The 23,778-nt window shown below is 65.1% G+C and carries 22 protein-coding genes and 1 tRNA gene; 9 read left to right on the forward strand and 14 right to left on the reverse strand.

What is annotated here, in order from left to right:
* Window positions 1–2 precede the first annotated feature (2 nt).
* Window positions 3–1,277 carry an isocitrate lyase gene (gene aceA / locus KTQ36_RS01175; protein ID WP_218631952.1) on the reverse strand — a complete coding sequence of 425 codons (1,275 nt, stop codon included), beginning with the start codon at window positions 1,275–1,277 and terminating at the stop codon, window positions 3–5.
* 127 nt (window positions 1,278–1,404) lie between these two features.
* Between aceA and KTQ36_RS01180 the strand changes: the two genes are divergently transcribed.
* Window positions 1,405–2,817 carry a helix-turn-helix domain-containing protein gene (locus KTQ36_RS01180; protein ID WP_218631953.1) on the forward strand — a complete coding sequence of 471 codons (1,413 nt, stop codon included), beginning with the start codon at window positions 1,405–1,407 and terminating at the stop codon, window positions 2,815–2,817.
* Here KTQ36_RS01180 and KTQ36_RS01185 read toward each other — a convergent pair.
* The gene (locus KTQ36_RS01185; RefSeq protein WP_218631954.1) at window positions 2,814–3,719 is read right to left on the reverse strand and encodes a DUF5996 family protein; all 906 of its coding nucleotides are present in this window, start codon (window positions 3,717–3,719) and stop codon (window positions 2,814–2,816) included. The two genes, KTQ36_RS01180 and KTQ36_RS01185, sit on opposite strands and share 4 nt — an antisense overlap.
* Window positions 3,720–3,796: 77 nt before the next feature.
* Between KTQ36_RS01185 and pheS the strand changes: the two genes are divergently transcribed.
* Together pheS and pheT are read left to right on the forward strand one after the other, a co-directional pair.
* Window positions 3,797–4,870, forward strand: coding sequence for a phenylalanine--tRNA ligase subunit alpha (gene pheS, locus KTQ36_RS01190; RefSeq protein ID WP_218631955.1), 1,074 nt, complete (start codon window positions 3,797–3,799; stop codon window positions 4,868–4,870).
* Entirely contained in the window at window positions 4,867–7,218 is a 2,352-nt protein-coding gene (gene pheT, locus KTQ36_RS01195; protein ID WP_218631956.1) for a phenylalanine--tRNA ligase subunit beta, read from the forward strand. Before pheS ends, pheT begins: the two co-directional genes overlap by 4 nt.
* On the opposite strand, the gene KTQ36_RS01200 is transcribed toward pheT, so the two are convergent.
* The 4 genes from KTQ36_RS01200 to ftsE are packed head-to-tail and all read right to left on the reverse strand — an operon-like array spanning window position 7,215 to window position 9,995.
* Entirely contained in the window at window positions 7,215–7,895 is a 681-nt protein-coding gene (locus KTQ36_RS01200) for a lysophospholipid acyltransferase family protein (RefSeq protein WP_218631957.1), read from the reverse strand. The genes pheT and KTQ36_RS01200 overlap by 4 nt on opposite strands.
* On the reverse strand, window positions 7,895–8,431 hold the full coding sequence (locus KTQ36_RS01205; RefSeq protein WP_218631958.1) for a YdcF family protein: 537 nt from the start codon (window positions 8,429–8,431) through the stop codon (window positions 7,895–7,897). The genes KTQ36_RS01200 and KTQ36_RS01205 overlap by 1 nt, the downstream gene beginning before the upstream one ends.
* Window positions 8,428–9,297, reverse strand: coding sequence for a cell division FtsX domain-containing protein (locus tag KTQ36_RS01210; protein ID WP_218631959.1), 870 nt, complete (start codon window positions 9,295–9,297; stop codon window positions 8,428–8,430). The genes KTQ36_RS01205 and KTQ36_RS01210 overlap by 4 nt, the downstream gene beginning before the upstream one ends.
* A complete protein-coding gene (gene ftsE / locus KTQ36_RS01215; protein WP_218631960.1) occupies window positions 9,294–9,995 on the reverse strand; it encodes a cell division ATP-binding protein FtsE in 702 nt (233 codons plus the stop codon). The genes KTQ36_RS01210 and ftsE overlap by 4 nt, the downstream gene beginning before the upstream one ends.
* Window positions 9,996–10,102: 107 nt before the next feature.
* Here ftsE and KTQ36_RS01220 point away from each other — a divergent pair, with 107 nt between their 5' ends.
* Window positions 10,103–11,083, forward strand: coding sequence for a zinc-ribbon domain-containing protein (locus tag KTQ36_RS01220; RefSeq protein WP_218631961.1), 981 nt, complete (start codon window positions 10,103–10,105; stop codon window positions 11,081–11,083).
* Window positions 11,084–11,086: 3 nt separating this feature from the next.
* Here KTQ36_RS01220 and KTQ36_RS01225 read toward each other — a convergent pair whose 3' ends face one another.
* Window positions 11,087–11,335 (reverse strand): hypothetical protein, encoded by a 249-nt coding sequence (locus tag KTQ36_RS01225; RefSeq protein WP_218631962.1) that lies wholly within the window; start codon window positions 11,333–11,335, stop codon window positions 11,087–11,089.
* A 159-nt stretch (window positions 11,336–11,494) separates the two neighbouring features.
* On the opposite strand from KTQ36_RS01225, the gene KTQ36_RS01230 reads away from it, so the two are divergent.
* A tRNA-Leu gene (locus KTQ36_RS01230) sits at window positions 11,495–11,581 on the forward strand.
* Window positions 11,582–11,892: 311 nt separating this feature from the next.
* A complete protein-coding gene (locus tag KTQ36_RS01235) occupies window positions 11,893–13,530 on the forward strand; it encodes a calcium-binding protein (protein ID WP_218631963.1) in 1,638 nt (545 codons plus the stop codon).
* Between the two features lie 95 nt (window positions 13,531–13,625).
* Here KTQ36_RS01235 and KTQ36_RS01240 read toward each other — a convergent pair whose 3' ends face one another.
* From KTQ36_RS01240 to KTQ36_RS01255, 4 genes are all read right to left on the reverse strand, one after another.
* Complete coding sequence (locus KTQ36_RS01240) at window positions 13,626–16,442, reverse strand: carboxypeptidase-like regulatory domain-containing protein (RefSeq protein WP_218631964.1); 2,817 nt, start codon at window positions 16,440–16,442, stop codon at window positions 13,626–13,628.
* A gap of 24 nt (window positions 16,443–16,466) precedes the next feature.
* Window positions 16,467–17,285, reverse strand: coding sequence for a fimbrial biogenesis chaperone (locus KTQ36_RS01245; protein WP_255553938.1), 819 nt, complete (start codon window positions 17,283–17,285; stop codon window positions 16,467–16,469).
* Window positions 17,286–17,553: 268 nt separating this feature from the next.
* Entirely contained in the window at window positions 17,554–18,141 is a 588-nt protein-coding gene (locus KTQ36_RS01250; RefSeq protein ID WP_218631965.1) for a DUF4402 domain-containing protein, read from the reverse strand.
* A 200-nt stretch (window positions 18,142–18,341) separates the two neighbouring features.
* Entirely contained in the window at window positions 18,342–18,872 is a 531-nt protein-coding gene (locus tag KTQ36_RS01255) for a DUF4402 domain-containing protein (RefSeq protein WP_218631966.1), read from the reverse strand.
* A gap of 92 nt (window positions 18,873–18,964) precedes the next feature.
* Between KTQ36_RS01255 and msrB the strand changes: the two genes are divergently transcribed.
* Window positions 18,965–19,366, forward strand: a complete 402-nt coding sequence (gene msrB / locus KTQ36_RS01260) for a peptide-methionine (R)-S-oxide reductase MsrB (RefSeq protein WP_218631967.1) — start codon at window positions 18,965–18,967, stop codon at window positions 19,364–19,366.
* A gap of 46 nt (window positions 19,367–19,412) precedes the next feature.
* A complete protein-coding gene (locus tag KTQ36_RS01265) occupies window positions 19,413–21,560 on the forward strand; it encodes a transglycosylase domain-containing protein (protein ID WP_218631968.1) in 2,148 nt (715 codons plus the stop codon).
* On the opposite strand, the gene KTQ36_RS01270 is transcribed toward KTQ36_RS01265, so the two are convergent.
* Both KTQ36_RS01270 and KTQ36_RS01275 read right to left on the reverse strand, forming a co-directional pair.
* Window positions 21,519–22,229 carry a M48 family metallopeptidase gene (locus tag KTQ36_RS01270; protein ID WP_255553939.1) on the reverse strand — a complete coding sequence of 237 codons (711 nt, stop codon included), beginning with the start codon at window positions 22,227–22,229 and terminating at the stop codon, window positions 21,519–21,521. The genes KTQ36_RS01265 and KTQ36_RS01270 overlap by 42 nt on opposite strands.
* Window positions 22,210–22,647 (reverse strand): YcgN family cysteine cluster protein, encoded by a 438-nt coding sequence (locus KTQ36_RS01275; protein ID WP_218631970.1) that lies wholly within the window; start codon window positions 22,645–22,647, stop codon window positions 22,210–22,212. The genes KTQ36_RS01270 and KTQ36_RS01275 overlap by 20 nt, the downstream gene beginning before the upstream one ends.
* A 54-nt stretch (window positions 22,648–22,701) precedes the next feature.
* On the opposite strand from KTQ36_RS01275, the gene KTQ36_RS01280 reads away from it, so the two are divergent.
* Complete coding sequence (locus KTQ36_RS01280) at window positions 22,702–23,301, forward strand: ankyrin repeat domain-containing protein (protein WP_218631971.1); 600 nt, start codon at window positions 22,702–22,704, stop codon at window positions 23,299–23,301.
* Here the strand turns inward: KTQ36_RS01280 and KTQ36_RS01285 are convergent.
* Window positions 23,298–23,768: an MmcB family DNA repair protein gene (locus KTQ36_RS01285; protein ID WP_218631972.1), complete on the reverse strand. Its 471-nt coding sequence runs from the start codon at window positions 23,766–23,768 to the stop codon at window positions 23,298–23,300. The genes KTQ36_RS01280 and KTQ36_RS01285 overlap by 4 nt on opposite strands.
* Between the last annotated feature and the right edge of the window lie 10 nt (window positions 23,769–23,778).

Raw genomic sequence — 23,778 nt, forward strand, 5'->3', positions numbered from 1 at the left:
CGTTACGCGGTGGCGAATTGCTGGGCTTCGGTCGATTCCGACAGCGCGGTAGTCGAGGCCTGTCCCGCCGCGAGCGCGTTGGTCACCGCGTCGAAATAGCCGGTGCCGACCTCGCGCTGGTGGCGCGTCGCGGTATAGCCGTCGGTTTCGGAGGCGAATTCGGCCTGCTGCAGCGCCGAGTATGCCGCCATGCCGCGCGCCTTGTAGCCCTTGGCCAGCTCGAACATGCCGTGATTGAGCGCGTGGAAACCCGCCAGCGTGACGAACTGGAACTTGTAGCCCATGCGGCCCAGTTCGGCCTGGAAGTTGGCGATCGTATCGGGGTCGAGCTTGGCCGCCCAATTGAAGCTCGGCGAGCAATTATAGGCGAGCAGCTTGCCCGGATATTCGGCGTGGATCGCCTCGGCGAACTGGCGCGCCTCGTCGAGATCGGGGTGGCTCGTTTCCCACCACAACAGGTCGGCATGCTCGGCAAAGGCCAGCCCGCGCGCGATGCAATGCTCGAGCCCCGTGCCATCCTTCAGGCGAAAGAAGCCTTCGGGCGTGCGCTCGCCGGTCAGGAATTTGCGGTCGCGCTCGTCAATGTCCGAGGTGATCAGCTTGGCGCTTTCCGCATCGGTGCGCGCCACGATCAGCGTCGGCACGCCCATCACGTCCGCCGCCAGCCGCGCCGCGTCGAGATTGCGCACCGCCGCCTGCGTCGGGATGAGCACCTTGCCGCCCAGGTGCCCGCACTTTTTCTCGCTTGCCAGCTGGTCCTCGAAATGGACCCCCGCGACGCCCGCCTCGATATAGGCCTTCATGATCTCGAAGCAGTTGAGCGGCCCGCCGAACCCGGCTTCGGCATCGGCCACGATCGGCGCGAACCAGTCGCGCTGTGTGCCGCCCTCGCTATGCTCGACCTGGTCGGCGCGCTGCAGCGTTTTGTTGATCCGGCGCGCGAGCTCGGGCCCGCTGTTTGCGGGATAGAGCGACTGGTCGGGATACATGGCCCCCGCCTGGTTGGCGTCGGCCGCGACCTGCCAGCCCGAGAGGTAGATCGCCTCGAGCCCCGCACGCACCATCTGCATCGCCTGGTTGCCTGTGACCGACCCCAGCGCGCGCACCGGCTCGTCATCCTTCAGGCGCTCCCACAGCTTGAGCGCACCTTTGCGTGCGAGCGACGAATCAGGGACGAAACTGCCGCGCAATTTCTCCACCGTTTCGGGATCGTAGGGGCGGGTGATGCCGTCGAAACGGCCGTCGGGAGCGGCAACGAGATCGGAAAACTGGGTCATGGCAAGCCTCTTCGTGACAGTGAATAGGCCCACGAAACCGCGCTTTCCTCCATGTTGCACCAGCGAAAAGGGAGAAGTTGACAAGAATTGACTTGTGCAACTTGTAAAGAGTTGCACAGATTTCATTATGAAACCGGCTCGCAAGCTCTTCCTCGGCGCCCGCCTGCGTCGCCTTCGCCGCGACCTCAAGCTCAAGCAGGTCGACATGGCGGGCAAGCTCGGCATCTCGGCGAGCTATCTCAACCATCTCGAGCGCAACCAGCGGCCGGTCACCGCCACGGTGCTCCTGCGCCTCGCCGAGACGTTCGACATCAATGTGCGCCAGTTCGCGGCCGAGGGCGGTGAGCTCGCCGGCCCCGACCAGCTGTCGGAGATTTTTTCCGACGCGCTGTTCGCCGACCTCGATATCGGGCGGCAGGACATTCTCGACCTGTCCGACCATTCGCCGGGTATCGCCGAGGCGATCGGGCGGCTCTATACGACGCTGACCGAAACCGCGCGGCGGCAGTCGCCCAGCGACACGTCGGACCCGCGCTCGCTGATCACCCCCGAGACCTGGGTGCGCGATCATATCCAGGCGCATCGCAACCATTTCCCCGCGCTCGAGGAAGCCGCAGAGACGGTCGGCGGCGCGCTCGCCAATCGCCTCACCATGATCGACACCCTGTGTCACCGGCTGCGCGACGCGTTCGGTGTCAATGTCGAGATTGCCAGTTCGACCGATCTGGGCGGCGCGACGCAGGCTTATGATCGCTCGCGCCGCACCCTGTTCCTCAATGCGTTGCTGCGGCCAGAAAACCGCGCCTTCGGGCTCGCCTACCAGCTCTCCTTGCTCGAATTCGACGCTATCCTGACGCGGATGGTGCAGGAGGCCGCGCCGTCCGACGAGGGCGTGGCGCGCCTGCTCCACATGAGCCTCGCCAACTATGCCGCGGGCGCGATCCTGATGCCCTATGGTCGCTTTCTCGAGAGCGCCGAGCGGCACGGTTATGCGCTCGATCCGCTGTGCGGCGAATATAACGTCAACGTCGAACAGGTCGCGCACCGCCTGACCACCATGGGTCGGACCGGCGCGGAGGGCGTGCCCTTCTTCATGCTACGAGTTGATCCGGCGGGCAACGTGTCGAAGCGCTATGCGGGGGAAAGCTTTCCCTTCTCGCATTATGGTGGGACCTGCCCGCGCTGGCTCCTCCACCTCGCCTTCCAGACGCCGGGCAAGACGATCACCCAGCTGATCGAAACCCCCGACGGCGAGCGCTATTTCACCTTCTGTCGCACGATCGAGCGGCCGATCCGCCCGACGCTGACCGACGATCATCTGCTCGCGATCGGCGTTGGCTGCCACGTCCGCCACGCCTCGCGGCTGGCCTATGCCGAGGGGCTCGACCTCGCCAAGGGAATGGCGACCCCGGTGGGGCCGGCCTGCGCCATTTGCCCGCGGCTCGATTGCGCCTATCGCGCGACCCCGCCCGCCGGCCATCAGCTGGCGATCGACGAGACCCGCAAGACGATTTCGCCCTATCCCTTCCTCGCCGACTAGGGCGCGACGGGCTTTCTCTCGAGCCGCTCGCGCTCCCACTCGCCCGTGTCGGCCGCCGCCCGGTAAGCGCTGTCGAGAAATTCGTCGAGCATCGCCGCCGGGTCGTTGACGCTGCGGACCTCGTCATAGGGTAGCACCCATTCCCCGAACTCGTCGGACCATTTGCCGTGCGCAATGCTGCACTGGCGATACTGGTCGGGCTGGGGATAGGCGTAGGCGTAGAAGAAGGGCTCGGCCTCGACCACGCCGCCGCCCCAAAAGCCGCAGCTTTCAACCTCGTCCGAATAGGCCTCGCGCGTGATGCGGTCGGGCAGGCCGGGCACTCCGCCCGGATGTTCGGGCGCGTCGCGTCCCGAAAAACGAGTCACCGCCAAGTCGAAGCTGCCCCAGAAGAAATGGGTCGGGCTCGACTTGCCGGTAAAGCCCGCGCGGTAGCTATCGAAGACCGGCACCATCGCGACCAGCGCCTCGCGAAACCGCGCCGCAACCTCGGGATCGTAGCTGCGGGGCGAAAGATCGGCAGAAAAACGCACCGCGTTCTCGACCTCGTTGGGCGTGTGATGGAAGCGGCTCGGCAGACCGTGGCGCTCAAGCATCGAGACGAAGCGCCGGTGCAGCGTCGCGATGTTGTCTGCCGCCAGCTCGATCGCATCCTCGGTGCCGTTATTGGTCTTGAGCGCGATGACATGGCGACACAGGTCGAGCGTCAGCGTGAACCGCCGCCCGTCGGCATCGATCGGCTGCATCGCCAGTCCCTCGGGCACCGGGTGCAGCGCGAGGTGCCAGCCATGATTGACCCACGGGCTGTGCGCGACCTTGAGCTTGCCGACCAATTGGCTCGCGAGATGGAGGATCGCCAGCGTCTCGTGGTCGCCCGTGCCGCCCAGTCGTGGCCAATCCATGCGCTCACTCCTTGCAAAATGATGCGACACCCTGTTTAGCGCATCTTCGAACTTTATCCCCGCAGGAACGAATTTTCGTGTCACCGCAAGAACTTCAATCCACCTACGAGGCGAAGGTTGCCGATGCCGGCGACGCCGCCGCGCTCGAGGCCGTGCGCGTCGCGGCGCTCGGCAAGCAGGGCGAGATCACCCAGCTCCTAAAAACGCTGGGCAAGATGAGCCCCGACGAACGCAAGACCGAGGGTCCGAAAATCCACGCCGCGCGGCAGGCCGTGCAGGATGCGATCGAGGCCAAGAAGGCCGAACTCGAGAAGGCCGAGCTCGACGCTCGCCTCAAGACCGAGACGCTCGACCTGTCGCTCCCCGCCGACGAGGCGCCGCGCGGTTCGGTCCACCCGGTCAGCCAGGTGATGGACGAGCTTGCGGAAATCTTCGCCGATCTCGGCTTCAAGGTCGCCGAGGGTCCCGAGATCGAGGATGACTGGCACAATTTCGGCGCGCTCAATATTCCCGAGGCGCACCCCGCGCGCGCCATGCAGGACACGTTCTACGTCGAAAATGACGGCGAGGGCGCCCCGCCCGTGCTGCGCACCCACACCTCGCCGGTGCAAATCCGTACCATGATGACCGAACAGCCGCCGATCCGGATCATCGCGCCGGGCCGCGTCTATCGCTCCGACAGCGATGCGACCCACACGCCCATGTTCCACCAGATCGAGGGGCTGGTGATCGACAAGGGCGTGCATCTCGGCCACCTCAAATGGACGCTCGAAACCTTCCTCAAGGCTTTCTTCGAGCGTGACGACATCGTGCTGCGCCTGCGCCCGTCCTACTTTCCGTTCACCGAACCGTCGGCCGAGGTCGACGTCGGCTGGAGCGTGGAAAAGGGCCGCCGCGTGGTCGGTGGGCAGGAAGGCTGGATGGAGGTGCTGGGCAGCGGCATGGTTCACCCGAAGGTCATCGCCAATTGCGGGCTCGATCCGGATGAATATCAGGGCTTCGCCTTCGGCTGCGGCATCGACCGCCTCGCCATGCTCAAATACGGGATGGATGACTTGCGCGCTTTCTTCGACGGCGATCTTCGTTGGCTTCGTCACTACGGCTTCAATTTCCTGGACCAACCCACGCTTTCGGCAGGAGTGGGCGCATGAAGTTCTCGCTCGAATGGCTGAAGCATTTCCTCGACACCGACGCATCGGTCGAGGAGCTGGCCGAGAAGATGACGCAGATCGGGCTCGAGGTCGAAGGCGTCGAGGATCCCGCCGAGCGCTTCGAGGGCTTCTCGGTCGCGCACGTGCTGACCGCGGATAAGCATCCTGATGCCGACAAGCTGCAGGTGCTCACCGTCGATACCGGTGACGGCAAGCCGCTCCAGGTCGTGTGCGGCGCACCCAACGCGCGCGCGGGGATGAAGGGCGTGTTAGGCCAACCCGGCGCGACCGTCCCCGCCAACGGCATGGTGCTGAAGAAAGCCGCGATCCGCGGCGTCGAATCGAACGGCATGATGTGCTCCGTGCGCGAGCTCGAACTGGGCGACGAGCATGACGGCATTATCGAGTTGCCCGAGGACGCCCCCGTCGGCGCGACCTTCGCCAACTATTCGGGCGCTTCGCCCGTGTTCGATGTGTTCATTACCCCCGACCGCGCCGACTGCATGGGCGTCATGGGAATCGCGCGCGATCTCGCCGCCGCCGGCATCGGCACGTTCAAGCCGGTGGAAGTCCCGACGATCGAGGCCAGCGAGCCTTGTCCGGTCGAGATCCGCACCGACGATCCCGAGGGCTGCCCGGCCTTCTATGGCCGCGTTATCAAGGGCGTGAAGAACGGCGCGTCGCCCGACTGGATGCAGCGTCGGCTTATTGCCGCTGGCCAGCGCCCGATTTCGGCGCTGGTCGATTGCACCAACTATCTGATGCTTGCGACGGGACGCCCGGCGCACGTCTACGATCTCGCCAAGCTGTCGGGCACCGTCGTCGCGCGCCGCGCCAAGGCGGGTGAAAAGGTGCTCGCGCTCAACGAAAAGGAATATGAGCTCGACGACACGATGACCGTCATCGCGGACGACACAGGCGTCCACGACATTGGCGGCATCATGGGCGGCGAGCATTCGGGCGCGGACGAGAACACCACCGACGTGCTGCTCGAAATCGCCTATTTCGATCCCGACCGGATCGCCAAGACCGGCCAGAAACTGATGCTGACCAGCGATGCGCGCACGCGGTTCGAGCGCGGTGTCGATCCCGCCTTCCTCGACGACGGGCTGGCGCTACTCACCGATCTAATCCTCCAGACTTGCGGCGGCACACCGAGCGAGGTCGTCCGTGCGGGCACTCCGCCGACGACACGCGAGGCGATCGCCTTCGACTGGAACCGTACTGCCGCGCTAGGTGGCATCGACGTGCCGCAGGATCGGCAGGTCGAAATCCTCCAGTCGCTTGGCTTCACGGTCGACGGCGATAGCGTCACCGCGCCGACCTGGCGCCACGACGTCGACGGCCAGGCCGACCTGGTCGAGGAAGTCGCGCGCATCGTCGGGTTCGACCAGGTGCCTTCCACTCCGCTCCCGCGCGAGGAGGGCGTTGCCCATCCGACCGCCAGCCGGTCGCAAATCGTCGAGCGCAAGCTGCGCCGCGCCGCCGCCTCGCGCGGCTTCAACGAGGCGATCACGTGGAGCTTCATCCCGACCGAACAGGCCGACCTGTTCGGCGGCGCGCCCAACATCGTCGCCAACCCGATCAGCGAGGACATGAAGGCTATGCGCCCCTCGTTGCTCCCGGGTCTTGCCGCCGCTGCGCGTCGCAATCTCGATCGCGGTGCCGACAGCGTTCGCCTGTTCGAAATCGGTCGCCGCTATCTCGCCGAGGGCGAGCGCCCGACCGCCGCCGTGCTGATGACCGGCAACAAGGCGCCGCGCAGCTGGGCGAAGGGCAAGGCACAAGGCTTCGACGCTTTTGACGCAAAGGCCGAGGCCATCGCTCTGCTCGAAGCGGCTGGCGCGCCGACCGGCAATCTCATGCTGATGATGGATGCGGGCGACACGTGGCATCCGGGCCGCAGCGCCAAGCTCGGCCTCGGCCCGAAGAAAATTCTCGCCCGCTTCGGCGAACCGCACCCGAGCCTCGCCAAGGCGCTCGACCTGCCCAAGGGCACCGTGATTGCCGAGCTCTATCTCGACAATATCCCCGCGCCCAAGAATCAGGAGCGCGCGCGCGTCCAGTATAGCCCGCCAGCGCTGCAGGCCGTCACCCGCGACTTCGCATTCACCGTCCCGTCCGACCTCGCGGCGGGTGATCTTGAACGCGCGATTGCGGGCGCGGACAAGAAGCTGATCACCGGCGTGCGCACCTTCGACCGTTACGAGGGCAGCGATGCGCTGAGCCTCGCGATCGAAGTCACGCTCCAGCCGAACGAGAAGAGCTTCACCGAGGAAGAGCTGACCGCCGTTTCGAAGAAAATCGTCGAAGCCGCCGAGAAGAAGGGTGCGACCCTCCGCGCCTAATTCAGCAAATTAATCGCTTCATGCACCCGCGCCTCGACCTCCTTGCGGGGCAGGCCCGGGGGGATGACCTCGCCGATCTTCACCTGGATCGTCCCGGGATGCTTGACGAAACCGCGCGGCCAGACGCTGCCGCTGTCCTGCGCAATCGGGATCACCGGTAGTCCGAGCATCTTGTAGAGGCCGGCAAAGCCCGGGCGCAGCTTGGGGCGCTCGCCATGCGGGATGCGCGTGCCTTCCGGAAAGATGATGACCGGCCGGTCGGCCTTCGCCGCCGCCTTCGCCTCCTTCATCATCGTCCGCAGCGCGCTCGCGCCGGCCTTCCGGTCGACGCCGATCACGCCATATCGGCGCGCCACCCAACCCCAGAGCGGCATGGTCGTCAGCTCGCGCTTCATCACCACCACCGGCGTGTGGGCGAAGCGCAGTGTGTCGACCGCCTCGACCATCGATTCATGCTTGACCGCGACGAGATAGGGTCCGTTGGGCAGCTCGCCATCCCACTCGAAGCGGATGCCGACCACGTGCTGGACCAGCCAATAGTGAAACTTGGCCCAGAAATGCACGACCTCGCGCAGCGGCGCCTGCCCGAACGGCGCGACGATGAGCGCGAACAGGCACACCAGCAGCGTCGCCGGATAGAAGATCAGCGCAAACAGGAGCGAGCGAAGGAAGGCCATCAGATTCCCAGCAGCAGCCCGAGCCGCCGCAGCACATATTTGTTATATTCCACGAACAGGGTCCTGAACCCCGGGTCCGTGTCGACCGCATCGTAGACGATATAGGTGTCTTCGCCCAAGGCGCGCCGGAACTCGAACGCCGCGCGGCGCATGTGCCAGTCGCTCGTCACCAGCCGTACCTCGTCGAAACCCTCCGCCTCGAGCCAGGCCTTGGCTTCCTCGGCGTTGGAGCGCGTGTCGACCGATTCCGACCCCAACGTGATGCAGCATTCGAGCAGCTTTTCCTTGCCGCCCAGCCGCTCGGCCAGGTCGACTTCGCGGACCGAGGGGTCGGTGCCGGCGATCAGGAGGCGCGAGGCCTTGCCCTGCTCGAGCCGTTCTACCGCCTGTTCGATCCGCCCGCTGCCACCGGTTAGGACGACGATTGCCTGCGTTTCGCGACTGTCGGCGGGCGCGGGCTTGCCCAGCGCGACCGAATAGGCAGCGAAACCGAGCGCGTAGGCCAGCGCGAGGAGAGCAAGAATGCGAAGAATCATGGTGCTGCGCGCAATGCCTGCATGACGGCCCCTCGCGCAACCGCTGTTGCGATGAAGGCCGCAATAAATGGCAACAGGGCGAGCGCGAGGATCGCGAACAGGCCGAGCGGCGCAACGCCCGCGAGCCATTGCCCGCCGATCGCGCCGACGCCGGCGATCAGGATCAACAGCAGCCCTGCCGCCCCCGCGCCAAGCAATGCACCGCTCAACGCCTCGACCATCATCCGCCGCTGGAACAGCGACGCGACCTGCGTGTCGGTCGCGCCCATGCCGTGCATCACCGCGATCGTGCGCTTGTTGGCCGACAGGCTCGCGCGCGTCGCCAGCACCACCGCAGCCCCGGCCGCAAGCCCGACCAGCAGCACGAGCCCGAGCGCCAGCCAGGCCAGCGTCCGCAAACTCCCGATCAGCGGCCCCAGCGCCGCCTGGCTCGAGGTCAATGCGGCATCTTCGAAGTCCTGCTGGATCGCTTCCTCGATCCGCTCCGGATCGGTCCCGGGCGCCAATTGCACTTCGACCATCGCAGGGATAGGCAGCCCCGCCTCTTCCGCCGTCGGACCGAGCCAGCGCGCAAGATCCTGTTCGATCGTCTCGGTCGGCACCGCGTCGGCGCGTCCCACACCATTCAACTCGCGTGCGGCGGTCGCCAGTTCCTCGCTTTGCGCCGCCCCGCCCGGGAGCTGGAGAACATAGTCGTCCGCGCTTGCCGTCTCGAGCCGCCCTGCCGCGCCGCTCACCGCCAGCCCCGCGGCGGCGACCAGCATCATCACGAAGGTCATGATCGCGATCAGCCAGGGCGTCGGCCCCTTGAGCGGACCGCCCGGGATCAGCCGCTTTTCTGAGGCGCCGAGTTTCCAGCTACTCATGCGACCCTCCCCGGCGGATGCTTGAGCCCGCCGGTCGGATCCTTGAGCGCGCCATCGTCGAGCCGGAGCATCACTGCACCCGGCACTTCCTTGACCAGCGAGAGATCGTGCGTCGCGAGCACCACGGTGGTGCCCAATTTGTTAAGCCCTGCGAACAAGTGCATCAGGCGGTGCGCCATCTCGGCATCGACATTGCCCGTCGGTTCGTCGGCGATCAGTAGGTCGGGACGCGCGATCACCGCGCGCGCGATCGCTACGCGCTGCTGCTCGCCACCCGACAGCGTCGGCGGCTTCGCGCGCGCGCGATCGGAAAGGCCGACCCAGGCGAGCATCTCCCTCACCGGCTGCTCGATATCCTCATCGCCGAACCCCGCAATGCGCAGCGGCAGGGCGATATTGTCGAAGGCGGACAGATGCTCGATCAGCCGAAAGTCCTGATAGACGATGCCGATGCGGCGCCGGAGCGCGGGCAGGCCGTCGCGCCCCAACGTCTCGATATCCTCGTCGAAGAGCGTGATGCGCCCGCGCGTCGGACGCTGTGCGAGGTAGAGCAGTTTGAGCAGCGACGTCTTGCCCGCACCCGAGGGGCCCGTGAGCACGTAGAAGCCACCGCTCTCGAGTTGAAAATCGAGATCGCGCAGCACTTCGGCATCAGTGCCGTATCGCAACCCAACGCTGTCGAAGCGCACCATCGTCATGTGAGACCCTCGCCGCCCATGTCCGCCTTGTCGCAGAAGAGCGGAATCTTGCCAATCCGGTTTGCATGCTGTTTACGAAGAGAAACGAGTTCGGGGACATCCAACACATGATTTTGACCTGCCCATCCTGCGATACCCGCTATGTCGTGAAGGACGGCGCCATCCCGCCGCAGGGCCGCAAGGTGCGCTGCGCCAATTGCAGCGAGAGCTGGTTCGAGGCCGGCGAGGCCGAACCCGAAGCAGTAGCGCCGGAGCCCGAGCCCGCCGAGCAAGGCACGCCGCCTGCCGAGGGCCCGCCGGCCGAAGAACCGGTCGTTGACGAGACGCCGCCCGACCCGGCCTTCGCTGGAAGTTTCGACGACTTCGGGGGCGAGCAGGTCCCCGGGATCCCCGAGGTGCCCGAAGAAGAGGCGGTGCCGCCACCGCCCGCGGCGCCGGTCACGGAGCAACGCGATCCTTTCGCCAAGTCCGAGCCGCGCAAGCAGCCGGTGACGCTGGGCGACGAGCCGGTCGAACCCGAAGTTGCCGAAGCGGTCGAGGCGCAGGCTGCCGGACAGCATGTCGAGATTGTCGAGGAAGCCACGCCTGCGGGCGAGCCCGAACAGATCGAGACGCCCGAGGACATCGCCTTCGCCAATCCGATCCCCGACGACTATGACGTCGATGACGAGCCCGATCGCGGATGGGTGAAGTGGGTTGTCGGCCTGCTCGTGATCGCCGCGGCGGCGGCCGCCTTCTATCTCTATGCACCCGCGCAGTGGAAAGCGTCGCTCGGGCTGGCTGAAGTGGAGCAGGAATCACCGCTCGAAGTCATGCTGACCTCGAACGATCGCCAGATTCTCGAGAGCGGCAACGAGCTTCTTACCATCTCTGGCCGGGTCATCAACTCGGGCGAAGAGGAACAGCGCGTGCCGCCGATCGAGGCGATCCTGCGCGATCCCGAAGGCACGATCGTCTTTTCCTGGACCATTCCGCCGCCGGCACGCACGCTCGCGCCGGGCGACAGCGCCAGCTTCAACAGCGCGCAGACCGACATTCCGCAGGGCGCGGATCGCCTGACGGTCCAGCTCGCCGAGGTCGGCGCCTAACGCCTATTCGAATTCGATGAGCTCGGCCTGTCGCCGTTCGCCATCGCGATCGGTCAGCCAGGCCTTGCGCTTGAGCGCGCCGGGCACCGTCCCGTCGAACGCTTCGCGCGTCAGTCGGAACGAGCGGACGATGCGTACGCTGGCGCTGCCAGTCGAGCGCTCGATCTGGGGCCGCGCGCGACGCTCGCGCGCCACATCCGCCACCGGAGCGGGGGTGCCTGCCATCGCCAGAAAGAGCATCGCTGCGTTCATGGGTATGGTCTTAACGCACACCCTAGCGAACTGGTTACCCAAAGCTTAAAGCGCGTCCCGATCCGGGACGTGCGATTGAGGCGTTGCATGCGCCAAAAGGCTTTGCTAGAGGCCCGCCAGCCAGTGAGGCCCCTTAGGGGGCTCCTTCATGAAAAGTGTGCGGTCGTGGCGGAACTGGTAGACGCGCAACGTTGAGGTCGTTGTGGCCGAAAGGCCGTGGAAGTTCGAGTCTTCTCGACCGCACCATTTCATCCCGGACGCCGCCGGCAATCGGCCACCACCCCGTTAAATTGCCATTTACCGGATTCGCTTCCGAGTCGCGCGTCGCCGTGAGCGCTCCCGCCAATTCGGCGGTCGCTTGGCCATTTGCGCGGAACCGCGCCAAACTGCGAAAAAATTAACCTAGATTAGCTCAGCCTTGACTCTTTTCCTCACGTAGCGAACTCTGCCCGCAATCTCACCAAAGCTATTGTTTAGGAGTTGATAAGCCAACCAGAGGGAGTAACGTCATGCCATTATACTACAATACCCAGCCCGGAAGCATGGAATCGGATTTCATGCTGATGAGAATTGCCGGGGAGTTGAACGGCGATTCAGGCAGTGATGTCATCCTTGGCGATATGGGCTTTTTCTGGGGCGGTATTGGAGTTGGCACCAGCTTTGGTTCCGCAACCAACCTCGACAACCCCGGCAACTGGTCGGTCGATCCCAACCCGTTGTTCGGCGACGACACTATTCCTCACATCACAGTACACGCGGATCCCGCCGCCGGTACCCAGCTCTACATTTCTCTGAACCTTGTCCAGGGCCAGGTCCTGACGGTCGACATCGACGGTGGCTGGCTGGATCTGGGCTCTTCCGTCAGCACCGACACGATCGTCACCATTTTCAATGCCGGGCAGGTTCAAGTCGCGTTTGATGACGACTCGCCTTTCACTGACGGTGGGGAAGGTTCGATTACGCAGTTCACGTCCGGCACGACGCGAGACTCGTACCTAGAGTACACTGTGCCGACCACTGGTCTCTATTATATCGTGGTCGGGGAGTTCAGCGGCGACAATAATTTCGAAGGCGACGAAGAGTTCCTGATCAACATCTCGTTGACGGGACAAGAAGTCGGCGCCCCAGATGAGCAGATCGGGAACACGATCAACGGCGGCGACGGAAACGATCTCATTATGGGGGTCGGCGGCAACGATATCCTTCGCGGCGATGCTGGCGACGACCGTATTCTCGGTGGCACCGGGAACGACATCATCGAAGGCGGAATCGGCGCCGACGAGCTGTTCGGTGAATCCGGCGAGGACTCGGTCTTCGGCAATGGCGGGAACGACATCCTCAACCTCGGATCTCGCGCCGACGAAGGCTTTGGCGGTGGCGGCAACGACACCATCTTTTCGGGTTCGGGCAACGACCGCGTCAATGGCGGGTCGGGCAACGACATCATTATCGGCGGAACAGGCAACGACCTGCTGATCGGCGGTCCCGACAACGACAATATTCGCGGCGATAGCGGTGACGACCAGATCATTGGCGGCACCGGAATTGACACGGCCAACTTCTCGACCTCAACAGGGCCGATCACTGCCGATCTTGTCTCCGGCACCGCATCGGGTCACGGGAGCGACACGCTCGCGTCCATCGAAAATCTCATCGGCTCCGGCTTTGACGACGATTTACGCGGCGATGGAGAAGCCAACTTCATCGAGGGGCGAGGCGGCGAAGATTCAATCCAGGGCCGCGCCGGTAACGACACGATTTCGGGCGGCTCGCGCGCCGACGAAATCTTTGGTGGCGTTGGAAACGACACACTCATGGGCGACGCAGGCAATGACCGTATCAACGGCGGATCGGGCAACGACGACATCATGGGAGGAAACGACAATGACCTTCTCATCGGCGGTCCTGGGGATGACACAATCACTGGCGGGGCGGGCATCGATAATATGATCGGCGGCAGTGGTGACGATCGATTCGTGTTCGCCGATGGATCTGGCAATGATTCGATTGACGGCTTTGTGGCCGGAGGCACAGTTGACGTGCTCGATTACAGCGCGACCGCCTATGTCTTCGCGGACCTCAACATCGCGGCCCAGGGCAACAACACTCTGATCCAGACGCCGAATGGCGACACGGTCCTCTTGCTGGGTGTGGCGCCCGGAGATTTGACGATGGCCGACTTCTTATTCGCCTAGATCGCAATCACGAACATTGGGCGTCGTCGCAAGACGGCGCCCTTTTTTTCCGATTTAGCAGTACTTAATGCAATGGCCTCGCAACAGCGCGTAGGTCAGTAGCCCCCACCGACGAGCACATCGACGATCGCAGCCGTATCCAATGATGCCGCGGCCGATACCGACATTCCGGTCTCCGCGACCTCGATCTCGTCGCCCGAAGGCGTCGTCGGCTCACTCGACAGGCTCGCCATGAGCGGCGGCGCGCGCGCCTGGGCGATCTTGCCGGTGTCGGGGGTCAGCGCGATCGTGCCGACCCGCATATAGGGCCGATCGGGCCCGACCATCGCCGGCACGTCGAGCGCCGCCTTGACCATCAGAACTTCGGCCGTCTCCGCGCCCAGCGCGATGCGATAATTGCCGTACGGGACGCCTTCGAACAGGAAGTAGCCGTCGAAATCGCTCCGGGTCCGCGCGACGGTCTGGCCGTTACGATCCATGAGGACGAGCTCGAGCCCCTCGACGGGCCCGGATTGATTGACGAGAGTCCCTTCCACCATTCCGGCACCCACCAGCGGAATGTCGATCTCGCCGACCACTCCCGGACGCGGGACCATGACGCGCAGGGCGTCCTTGGGCGTCAGCGACGGATCGCCGAGACTGTCATGGTCGATGCCGATCGCTACCGGGACATGGGTGGGCAGACCCGCGAGCACGATCATGCCGTTTTCGTCGGTGACATCGTCGCTCACCTGGCGGCCAGCCGCCAACGCCACGCCCGCCTGATAAGGCTCGTCGGCATCACGAATGCCATTGTCGTTATCGTCGCGGAAGATGCGCGCGCGGACCGAGCCGTTGCGCGCAAGCGTTTTCGACGTCGGGCGGAAATTTCCGTTGGGCGTATCGAGCGAGAAGGCGAGGTTGATCCCCGCAGCGAAGCTGCCGTCGCTCGCCGCCTCGGCGGTCAGCGCGACCGACGCAACTTCGAAGCGGCGGACATGGCTGACGCGTGCGCGAAACCTGTTGATGCGCGGCTCGAACGCGAGCCCCGCGTCCCAGTCGACATTGTCGCCGCCCGACCAATAGGCGCTGACACCTGCGCGCTCGAGCCGCAAGTCGTAGAGATCGAATTCGCTCGTGCCCTGCAGGCGTACCGGTCCCATCCGGCCCGCAGCAACGAGGCGAGCCTCCACATTGTCGCGTGGCGCCGCCCCGGGTCGCCCCATGCCCGACCGCTGGTAGTCGATTTCGGTGCCGACGTTCATACGCCCGATGCCGAGCGAGAAGCGGCCGCCCGCGCTCAGCGTACTGGTGCCGTCGGCAAATTCCTGGAGCCGGGCGCGCGCGGTGAGCGGGATCGACCGTTCGCCCAGCTTGATCGGGACCGAAGCCGAAATGCTGTGATCGCCGCGAAGCGTCTGCTGGCGGTCGTCGATGGTCGGGCCGCGGTTGATCGTGCTCGACAGGCCGACCGAGACGTTGCCGATCTCGCCAATCGCACGCCCGCGCACGCCATAGCCGCCGCGGGTGTTGTATAGACCCGAAACCTCCACCAGCGCGGGGCCGATGGTGCGGCGAACCGTCCCTTCGACCCAGCTGACCGTCTCGTCCTGCATCAGCAGCGTTTGGGCGAGGATGCCCGCGCTGGTCTTCTGGTCGATGCCGTGATCGAATGCGACCGTGGCCTGGGCATCGACCAGCGGATCACCCTCGTCGCCGAAACTCAATAGTCCTCGGTCGGGCTGCGACGCGCTGGCGAAATACCAGGTCTTGCCCGGCGGGATCTGCTGGTCGCCGACGAGCACGCTTTCCTGCCGCGTGCGCACTTGCCCCTGCGGACCGTAAAGCACGATCTCGACGTCATTCTCGCCATATTGCAGCTCGATGTCCTCGAAGCGGTAGCGCCCGTCGGGCGTCGTCGTCGCAAAGGCGAGCAGCTGGCCGTTGCGGTAAAGTTCTGCATCCCATCCGGCGGGAAGTTCGCCCTCGAAACTGACCTTGTCGAAATTCGCCAGCCGGCGGAGCGGACGATTGGTGATCAGCGCGCCGCGGCCATTGCCGAGCGAGGTACCGACCCCGTTCGACCCGTGCACCAGGTCGCCAACCTCGAAATGGGTCGCGCCCAGCGGACCGAGCATGTCGCCGCCGGGGTCCGAGCGGTAGGCGCGCAGCCGTACGCTCTCGCCGATGCCGCGATCCTGGCTGGCAATGCGCGCGTCGAAACTCATCTTGGCGAACTCGCCCGAGGCATAGATTGCCGCCGAGCGGTCGATTTCGACCCCGCCATTGGCCGAATAGGCCGCGCCCGCGCTGACCACCACGTCGAGCGCGGGGGTGCGCCACATGCGGTAGGGCAGTTTGACCTGCGGCAGCGATTCGATGTCGAAACTGGCGCGATTGGCGAGCTTTTCGGCGCGTTTGCGGCGTTCGGCGGCCAGTTCGACCGGCAGCTTGGCTTCCGATTCCAGCCGCAGCACCGCGCCGCTCATATTAGCTTCGACCTCTAGGCCAAACCAATCGGCCAGCGCGCTCGTGTCGATGCACCAGCCCTCGGGCACTTCGCGGATATCGGTTATTGCAATTGATTTGCGATTGCCATTGGCGTTGGCTGTCGCGGTCGTGCGGTCGATATCGACCACATTGTCTTCGGTGAACGCCCATCCGCTTGCCCGCTGCGCCTCGAGATCGATCTTGAGCGGCACGTCGAGCGTCGTGAGAAAGTCGCCGAAGACGATGCAGGCGCCCTCGGGGGTCGGATAGGCGCGCACGCCGTCGCCGACGCGGTTGGCGCGTAGGCGCACGTCGAGCAGATATTGTTCTTCCGGATCGGCAATCCAGCGATCGGTGACCGGGCTGTCGGACGCGGACGTGGCTGCACCGCCGGCCCCGAGGGCCAGCAGCGCAAGCAGCGCCTTGGTCCATTTGCCGATCATCGCGGCGCTCCCCCGGTCCCGCGTCTACTGCAGGACCGTGTCGGCCGAGGCGATCACACCGCCGCCGTCATTATTGTTTGCGCGGTAGGTGATCCGGACCGGACCGCTCAGCGACCCGGCATAATCGCCGCGAACGGGGATGCGGATGGTGCGCTTCGCAACCTCGGTATAGAGCGCAATTCCGCGGATTTCCGCGATCGGTTGCTCCTCGCCGGGCTTGGTGACCTCGAGATTGCCGTAGACCGAGCGATCGCCCCGGCGCGTGATGTCGACCAGGATCGCCTTGTCGCCATTTGTGTCGAGGCGCGCGCCCGAAATGCCCGCCTGCACTTCGAGCTGGCCGAAGCGCACGATCACCGGGATCGTCACGCCGTAGACCGGGATCAGCTTGAACGAGAGGCCTTCGCCGGAGCCGCGATCCTCGACCGCGCGCGGCTTGGGAACCGCGCGAAACAGCAGGTGGACGCGATATTCGCCGTCGGGAAGCCCCTGGGGCGCGCGAGCGGCAATACGCACCGCCTGCGGCTGGTTGGGCGCTAGGGTCACGCGGCGCGGCGCGAAGAACACCATTTCCTGCGCCATGCGCTCGGCCTCGCTGGGCGTTGCGACGTCTTCCAGCTTCCCTTCGGGCGTCATGCGGCGCAATTCGGCCGAGATACGATAGGTCGCCTCGTCATCGCCGATATTGTTGAGCATCACCTGGGTCCCGCGACCGTTGGTGAGGATGATCCGCGTCGGCGCGACGAGCAGATCGCCAACGCCTGCGGTCGCGGTGGCGCCGGTCAGCGAGAGGCTGCACGCAAGCGCGCCGGCGGCGATCATGGAACGGAAAATCTTGGTCATCGGCGAAAAACTCCCCCCGGGATGGTCCTGTCCGGCACGCAACTCGTGCCGTTTCGGACCTATTTCTCGCCAAGAATGGTTAATTTTGTGCCAACCTTTTCGATCAAATGAGAGAGAAGATCGCATCGGGCGCGCCAGATCCGCGCAATATCCTTAACGTCGTCCCCGTTTTGGCCCCATCGAGCGCATGAAAAACGGCGACCCCCCGAGGGGAGCCGCCGTCTTTTCTGGTCTCCGGCCCGTTATGGGGACCGGGCCGGTGTCCGACTTATTCGTAGTCGGCGCTGACCTGGAAGGTGCCCGTGTAGGCGCCGTCGGCCTGATTGTCCGGAACCGTGATCGACCCACCGATGGTGAAGTTGAACGCGGCAGCCGAACCCGCGGCGCCCGAGTTGGGCAGCGTTTCGGTGTAGACGGTGCTCGACGCGCCGGAGACACCACCAGTCAGGCTCGGATCGAGCGTGACGGTGAGCGACGGGTTGGCGGTGTTGCCGTCAACGTAGATCAGCGCTTCGTTCGGGATCGTGATGTTGACGTTGACGTTGCGCGTACCCGTCAGGTCGTACGATTCGAAGGTCGACGTGTCACCCGTGGCGAGCGAGCAGGTGAAGCCCGTACCGCAGGTCGCGGTCACGTCACCGGCCGAATCGATCGCGATGGTCGAGCTGACAGCGCCCGTACCCGAACCCGGCAGCACGATGGTGCCGAAGTCGATGTCGCCGGTGCTGGTGAGCGACAGGCCGCGAACGATGTTGACGCGCGCGCTGCCGTTCGAATCGCTGACGGGCGCGGCGAAGGCCGGCGTCGCAACAGCGGTAGCCGCAACGATCGCGGCGAGTTTGGTAAGAGTCTTCATCTGGTAATCCCCACTGGTCCTAGAAAGTGATTCGGCAGGCTCTCCGCCGACCGTGGGATTTGAATTAACCCTGATCGCTTACGGCTTCCCTCAGGCTTATGGTAAATTTGCTGTTTACGATTGGGCTAAATCGGACCGGATTTAACCGCCCTATACTATAGAGCGCTCCAAAAGGCCCGGAAAATGCGGCTTTTCAGCGGTTAAAGATATTCGACCGAAATGGCGATGTCGCCGCGGAAGTCGCCTTCCAGCCCGCCATCGATCAACAGCCGCCCGCCGAATCGGAACTCGATGCGCCCATAATCGTCGAGCCGCGGCGATTCGGGCAGGTCGTGCCGGATCGCCTCGAGCACGATGCGGTCGCCATTGGTCGAATAAAGCGTGATTCGCTCGGGCAGTTGCACGTCCAGCCGGCGACCGGGTTCGCCGCGCACGGTGACCATCCCGACCATCGCGCGCGAGCTGATCGCAGTCACCGCGCCCTCTGCAAAGCGGCTTCCGTCGGTACCGATTTCGGCGCTGCCGCTGCCGACGCCCAAAACCACGAGCTGGTCGAAGTCGAGGCCTGCCTCGATCTCCAGCCCGATCACGTCGTCGGACTGGGTTTCGCTCGATGCGCTATAGGTCGGCGTCTCGCACAGGCGGCACTGCGCGCTCGCCGCAGCCGGCAGGGCCACGGTCGCCAAGATCACGCCCACGAGGGCGACAAAGACGGCTTTCACGCCATTCATGCGGGCCACGCTATTGGGTAAGGCGTGAAAAGATGGTTAAAGGGTCGTCAAGAAATCGGGCAACCAACTGGCCAGCGGGGACTTCTCACTCCATGACCGATAAGAAACGCACCGACGCCGAGTGGCGCTCCACCCTGTCATCCGAACAATATCGCATCCTGCGACAGGCGGGGACCGAGCCGCCCGGATCGGGCGAACTCAACCATGAAAAGCGCGACGGCGAATATCGCTGCGCCGGGTGCGGCACCAAATTGTTCGACAGCAATGCCAAATATGACAGCGGCTCGGGCTGGCCCAGCTTTACCGATGCCGCCGATGGCGACGCGGTCAGCGAACATGCCGACCAGAGCCACGGTATGACCCGCGTGGAAATCCGCTGTTCAGCTTGCGAAGGGCATTTAGGGCATGTTTTCCCCGACGGCCCCGGCCCGAGCGGTCTGCGCTACTGCGTCAATTCCGCTTCGCTCGACTTCATGCCCGAGGATGACGACTGATTAGCAATTGCCGTGGCCATGCGCCGCGCCTAGGCCTCGGAGCGCAATGACCAAGAAAGAGCAGCTGAAGCGCTGGAGCTGGCGCATCTTCAAATGGGGCCTGGCGCTCGCGGCCGTGGCCTTTCTCGCGCTCGCGATCGCCGTCGGCATCGCGATGCAGTCGCTGCCTTCCTACCAGGAACTGACCAAGCGCTCGGATCTCGGCCAGACGGTCCGCATGCGCGCCGAGGACGGGACGATCCTCGTTTCCATGGGTCCCAGCTTCGGTCGCTGGCTGACCTATGACGAGATCCCCGAAGAGATGAAGACGGCGATGATCTCGGTCGAGGATCGCCGTTTCCGCTCGCACCCCGGGGTCGATCCCATCGGCATCATGCGCGGCATCAAGGTCTCGCTCCAGACGGGCGATGGCGTTCGCGGCGTGTCGACCATCTCGCAACAGCTCGCGCGCAACATCTTCCTGCACAACCGCCGCGAGCTCGACCGCAAGGTCCGAGAGGGCATCCTCGCGCTTGCGCTCGAACGCAAGTTCACCAAGGACCAGATCCTCGAACTCTATCTCAACCGAGTCTATTTCGGCGGTGGTGCCTACGGCATCGATGCGGCCAGCCGGACCTTCTTCGGGCACAGCGCGACCGAGATGGACCTTGGCGAAGCCGTTATTGTCGCCGGATTGGTGAAGGCACCCTCGCGCTACTCGCCGACGGCCGATGTCGACGCCGCGCGTGGGCGTGCCAGCGTCGTTCTCGGTCTGATGGTCGACCAGGGGAAGATCTCGCCCGCCGAGGCCGCGGCGGTCGATCCCGCCACCATCCGCCTCGAAAAGCGTACCGGCGGCAACAGCGCCCGCTACTTCACCGACTGGGCCTTGCCGCAGCTCGACACGCTGATCGACGACACCAACGAGCCGATCGACGTGTGGACCACGCTCGACGTATCGATGCAGGACGCCGCCGACGCCGCGGTCAACGCGCATGCACCCGCCGGCGCGCAGGGTGCGCTGGTTGCCATCGACCGCGACGGCGCGGTCCGCGCGATGGTCGGCGGCAAGGACTATGTCGAATCGATCTACAACCGCGCCACCGTCGCCAAGCGCCAGCCGGGCTCGGCCTTCAAGCTCTTCGTCTACCTCACCGCGCTCGAGAATGGGTATCGACCCTCCGACATCGTCGTCGACGAACCGGTCGAAATCGATGGCTGGGCACCGCGCAACTCCAACCGCCAGTTCTTGGGCGAAGTCACGGTGCGCGAGGCCTTCGCCCGCTCGATCAACACGGTCAGTGCGCAATTCGGGGCGCAATTCGGGTTCAGCACCATCGCTGCCATGGCGCAGCGCTTCGGCATTTCCGACGATATCTCGACCTATCCGGCGATGGTGCTCGGCACGTCCGAGGTCCGCCTGATCGACATGACGCGCGCCTTTGCCGCCGTCTCCAATGGCGGCATTTCGGTGCCGCCTTATGCCATCACCAAGGTCGAAACCGCCGAAGGGCGCACGCTCTACCAGCGCCAGCCGGGGCCCGAGCGCGTGCTCGTCGCGCCGTGGGTCGCGCAGGAAATGACCGACCTGCTCCAATCCGCAGTCCAGTACGGTACCGGCCGTGCCGCCAATATCGGACGCCCGGTTGCCGGCAAGACCGGCACCACCAGCTCGAACAAGGACGGCTATTTCGTCGGCTTCTCGTCGGGCCTGACAACCGGTGTCTGGTACGGCCGCGATGATGCCGGACGTGTTGCGGGCCTTTCGGGCGGCGCTGCACCCGCGCGCGCATTCCGCGACTTCATGGTCCGTGCGGTCGCGAACCGACCGGTCGAGCAATTCGACGTCGGTGGTCCGCCCGAGGAATGGCTGCTCGAACCCGACGAAGAAGTATGGTTCGGGACCGAACCGCTGATCGGACCCGATGGCGAAATCATCGGCAGCCCCTACGACCCGCTCGCCCCGAGCGTCGAGGTGCCCGATCTCGAAGAAGATCCCAGCTGGCTCGACGACGTGCTGCGGCGCGAGCGACAGCCTTCGGCACCTCCGATCCCGCCCGATCCCGGACAGGCCGATCCGCGTCAGCCCGCCCCGGGCAGGGTCGAGCCCGACCGGCCCCCGCCGGGCAGCGACCCGCGGGTCGTGCGTGTCCAGCCACGCCAGCCGACGCGTTCAGCCGACCAGCCGGACCCGCTCGCTCCACAGCCGCAATAGGGCCTTCGCCTCGGCGACATCGCCGTCGAACAGCTCGGCCTCGAGCGCGCGAAAGTCGGGACCGTGGTCCATGTGGCGCCGGTGCGCGACCTCGTGCGCGACGACGTAGCGCCACACGGCATCGGGCATCAGGATCAGCCGCCAGCTATAGCGCAGCGACCCTTCGCTCGAACAAGTTCCCCAGCGTGTTCGCGCATCGCCGACCCCGACCTTCGCGATCTCGACGCCTGCCCGCGCCGCCACCGCGCGACTCTCGGCCTCCAACAGACGCTTCGCGTCCTGTTTGAGCCAGCGCAGCACGCGCGAAGGAAAGGCGTCGGCCGGTCCGCCTGCGATGAGCGTTTGCCCCTCAAGTCGAACCGTGCGCGGCGCCTCGGGATCATGCACAAGCTGCACGTCTCCGCCGCGAAACGGAATCGTCGCTCCGTGAGATAGTGAAACCGCCTGCGCCCGCTTGGCGCGTTGTTTCTCGACCCACTCCGCCTTGGTCTGCGCCCATTGCAGCGCCGCGCGCTTGCTGGCGCGCTTGGGACAGGTCAGCTTCACCCGGTCGGTCTGGATGTCGTAGCGCAGCGACCAGCGTTTGGCGCGCGGATGCGGACGAAGGTCGATCGCGACCTCGCCCCCGCCCGGCAGTGTCAGGCGCGGCTCAGAGCGGGTCCGGAGCAAGATGGTCCTCGATATCGCCGGCATCCTCTTCGGCAACGGTCCAGCCGCGGATCGAGGCCCCGGCCGCGTGGACGGCCTCGGGGTCGCCGCAGACGAGATAGTGCCATTCGGGGAGCGGGTGGCCTTCGTGGCGGAGGCGATAGGCGCAACTGTCGGGCAGCCAGGTGACTTCGCCAACCTTGGCCTGCGTCAGTTGCAGGCAGTCGGGAACGTGCCGTTTACGGTTGGGATAGTCGGTGCATCGCGCGGTCTCGCGATCGAGCAGCCGGCACGCGATATTGGTGCCGTAAATATGCCTGGTGTCGGCATCCTCGGCCTTGTGCAGGCAGCACCGCCCGCACCCGTCGCACAGCGCTTCCCACTCGCCGGCGTCGAGCTGATCCAAGGGCTTTTCCCAGAAGGGTTTTTTGCTATTCATGTCGTCACGAAGGTCCCGCGGGGCCAATGTAGCGCCGAGATGATGAGGATGAAAGTGACCAGACTGCTCCTTTTGCTTGCCGTCATGATGGGCGTGGCAACAACCGCCTCAGCGCAATTGTCGGGCTATGGATCGGAAGCCGAACAGTTTCTCAGCGACGTTCGCGACTTCAATGCCGAAAAGGCGATGGGCGCGCTTCGTCGCCCCGGCAACAACCTGGTCAATTATCGCGGTCGCGCGGGCGATGCGGCGCTCCATATCGCGGTCATGGGCAAGAAGATGAGCTGGGTCGATTCGCTGGTCGGCTTCAACGCCGACGTCAATATTCGCAACGCCGATGGCGACACGCCGCTCATCCTCGCCGTGAAGACCGGACAGTTCGACATTGCCAGCCGCCTGCTCGGCTTCGGTGCCGATCCCAATATCGCCAACCGCCGCGGCGAAACACCGGCGATCCTGGCGGTACTCGGCCGCCACGAACTGATTCTCGAAGCGATCCTTCGCGATGGTGGCAATCCGGACATCAAGGACCGCAACGCCGGTCTGTCGGCCCGAGACTATGCCGCCCGCGATCGCCGCAATCCGCGCCTGCTCGAACTGATCGAATCGACCGAGGCGCAAGACAAGCTCGAGTTCGGGCCCGTCATCCGCTAGTGGCCTTCGCCCAGCGCGGGGTCGAGCTGGCTTGCCAGTCGTAACGCGCCGCGCCGTGCCAGCCGCAGCGTCTCCGCCTTGCGCCGCGCCGCCGCCAGCTTGATCTCGGTCGCCTCGCGCGCGATCGCCGCGTCGTAACGGTCGGCGACGATCAGCCCGGCACGCTCGGGCAGATAATCCTCGCTGTCGCAGATCGCGGCCAGATCGGGCGGCACCGCCCAGTAGAAGCGATCGCAATAGTCGAGATAGTCGCGCCACTTGGCGTCGCTCGTCAGGTCGGCCTTGGAGACCTTGATCTCCACGATCACGATCCCGCCTTTCTTCTCCAGCCCCATCAGGTCGGCGCGACGGTGGTTCGGAAGCGGGACTTCGCACATCACGTAGGTCGCGCTGCGGGCCAGCAGGCGCGTCACGCCGCGCGCGACATCGAGCGCAATCGGCGGCGAATCATCCAGGCATTGGGTCATGCACTCGCCC

The sequence above is a fragment of the Sphingomicrobium clamense genome, assembly GCF_019264355.1.
In the GTDB taxonomy this organism is placed as follows: Bacteria; Pseudomonadota; Alphaproteobacteria; order Sphingomonadales; family Sphingomonadaceae; genus Sphingomicrobium; species Sphingomicrobium clamense.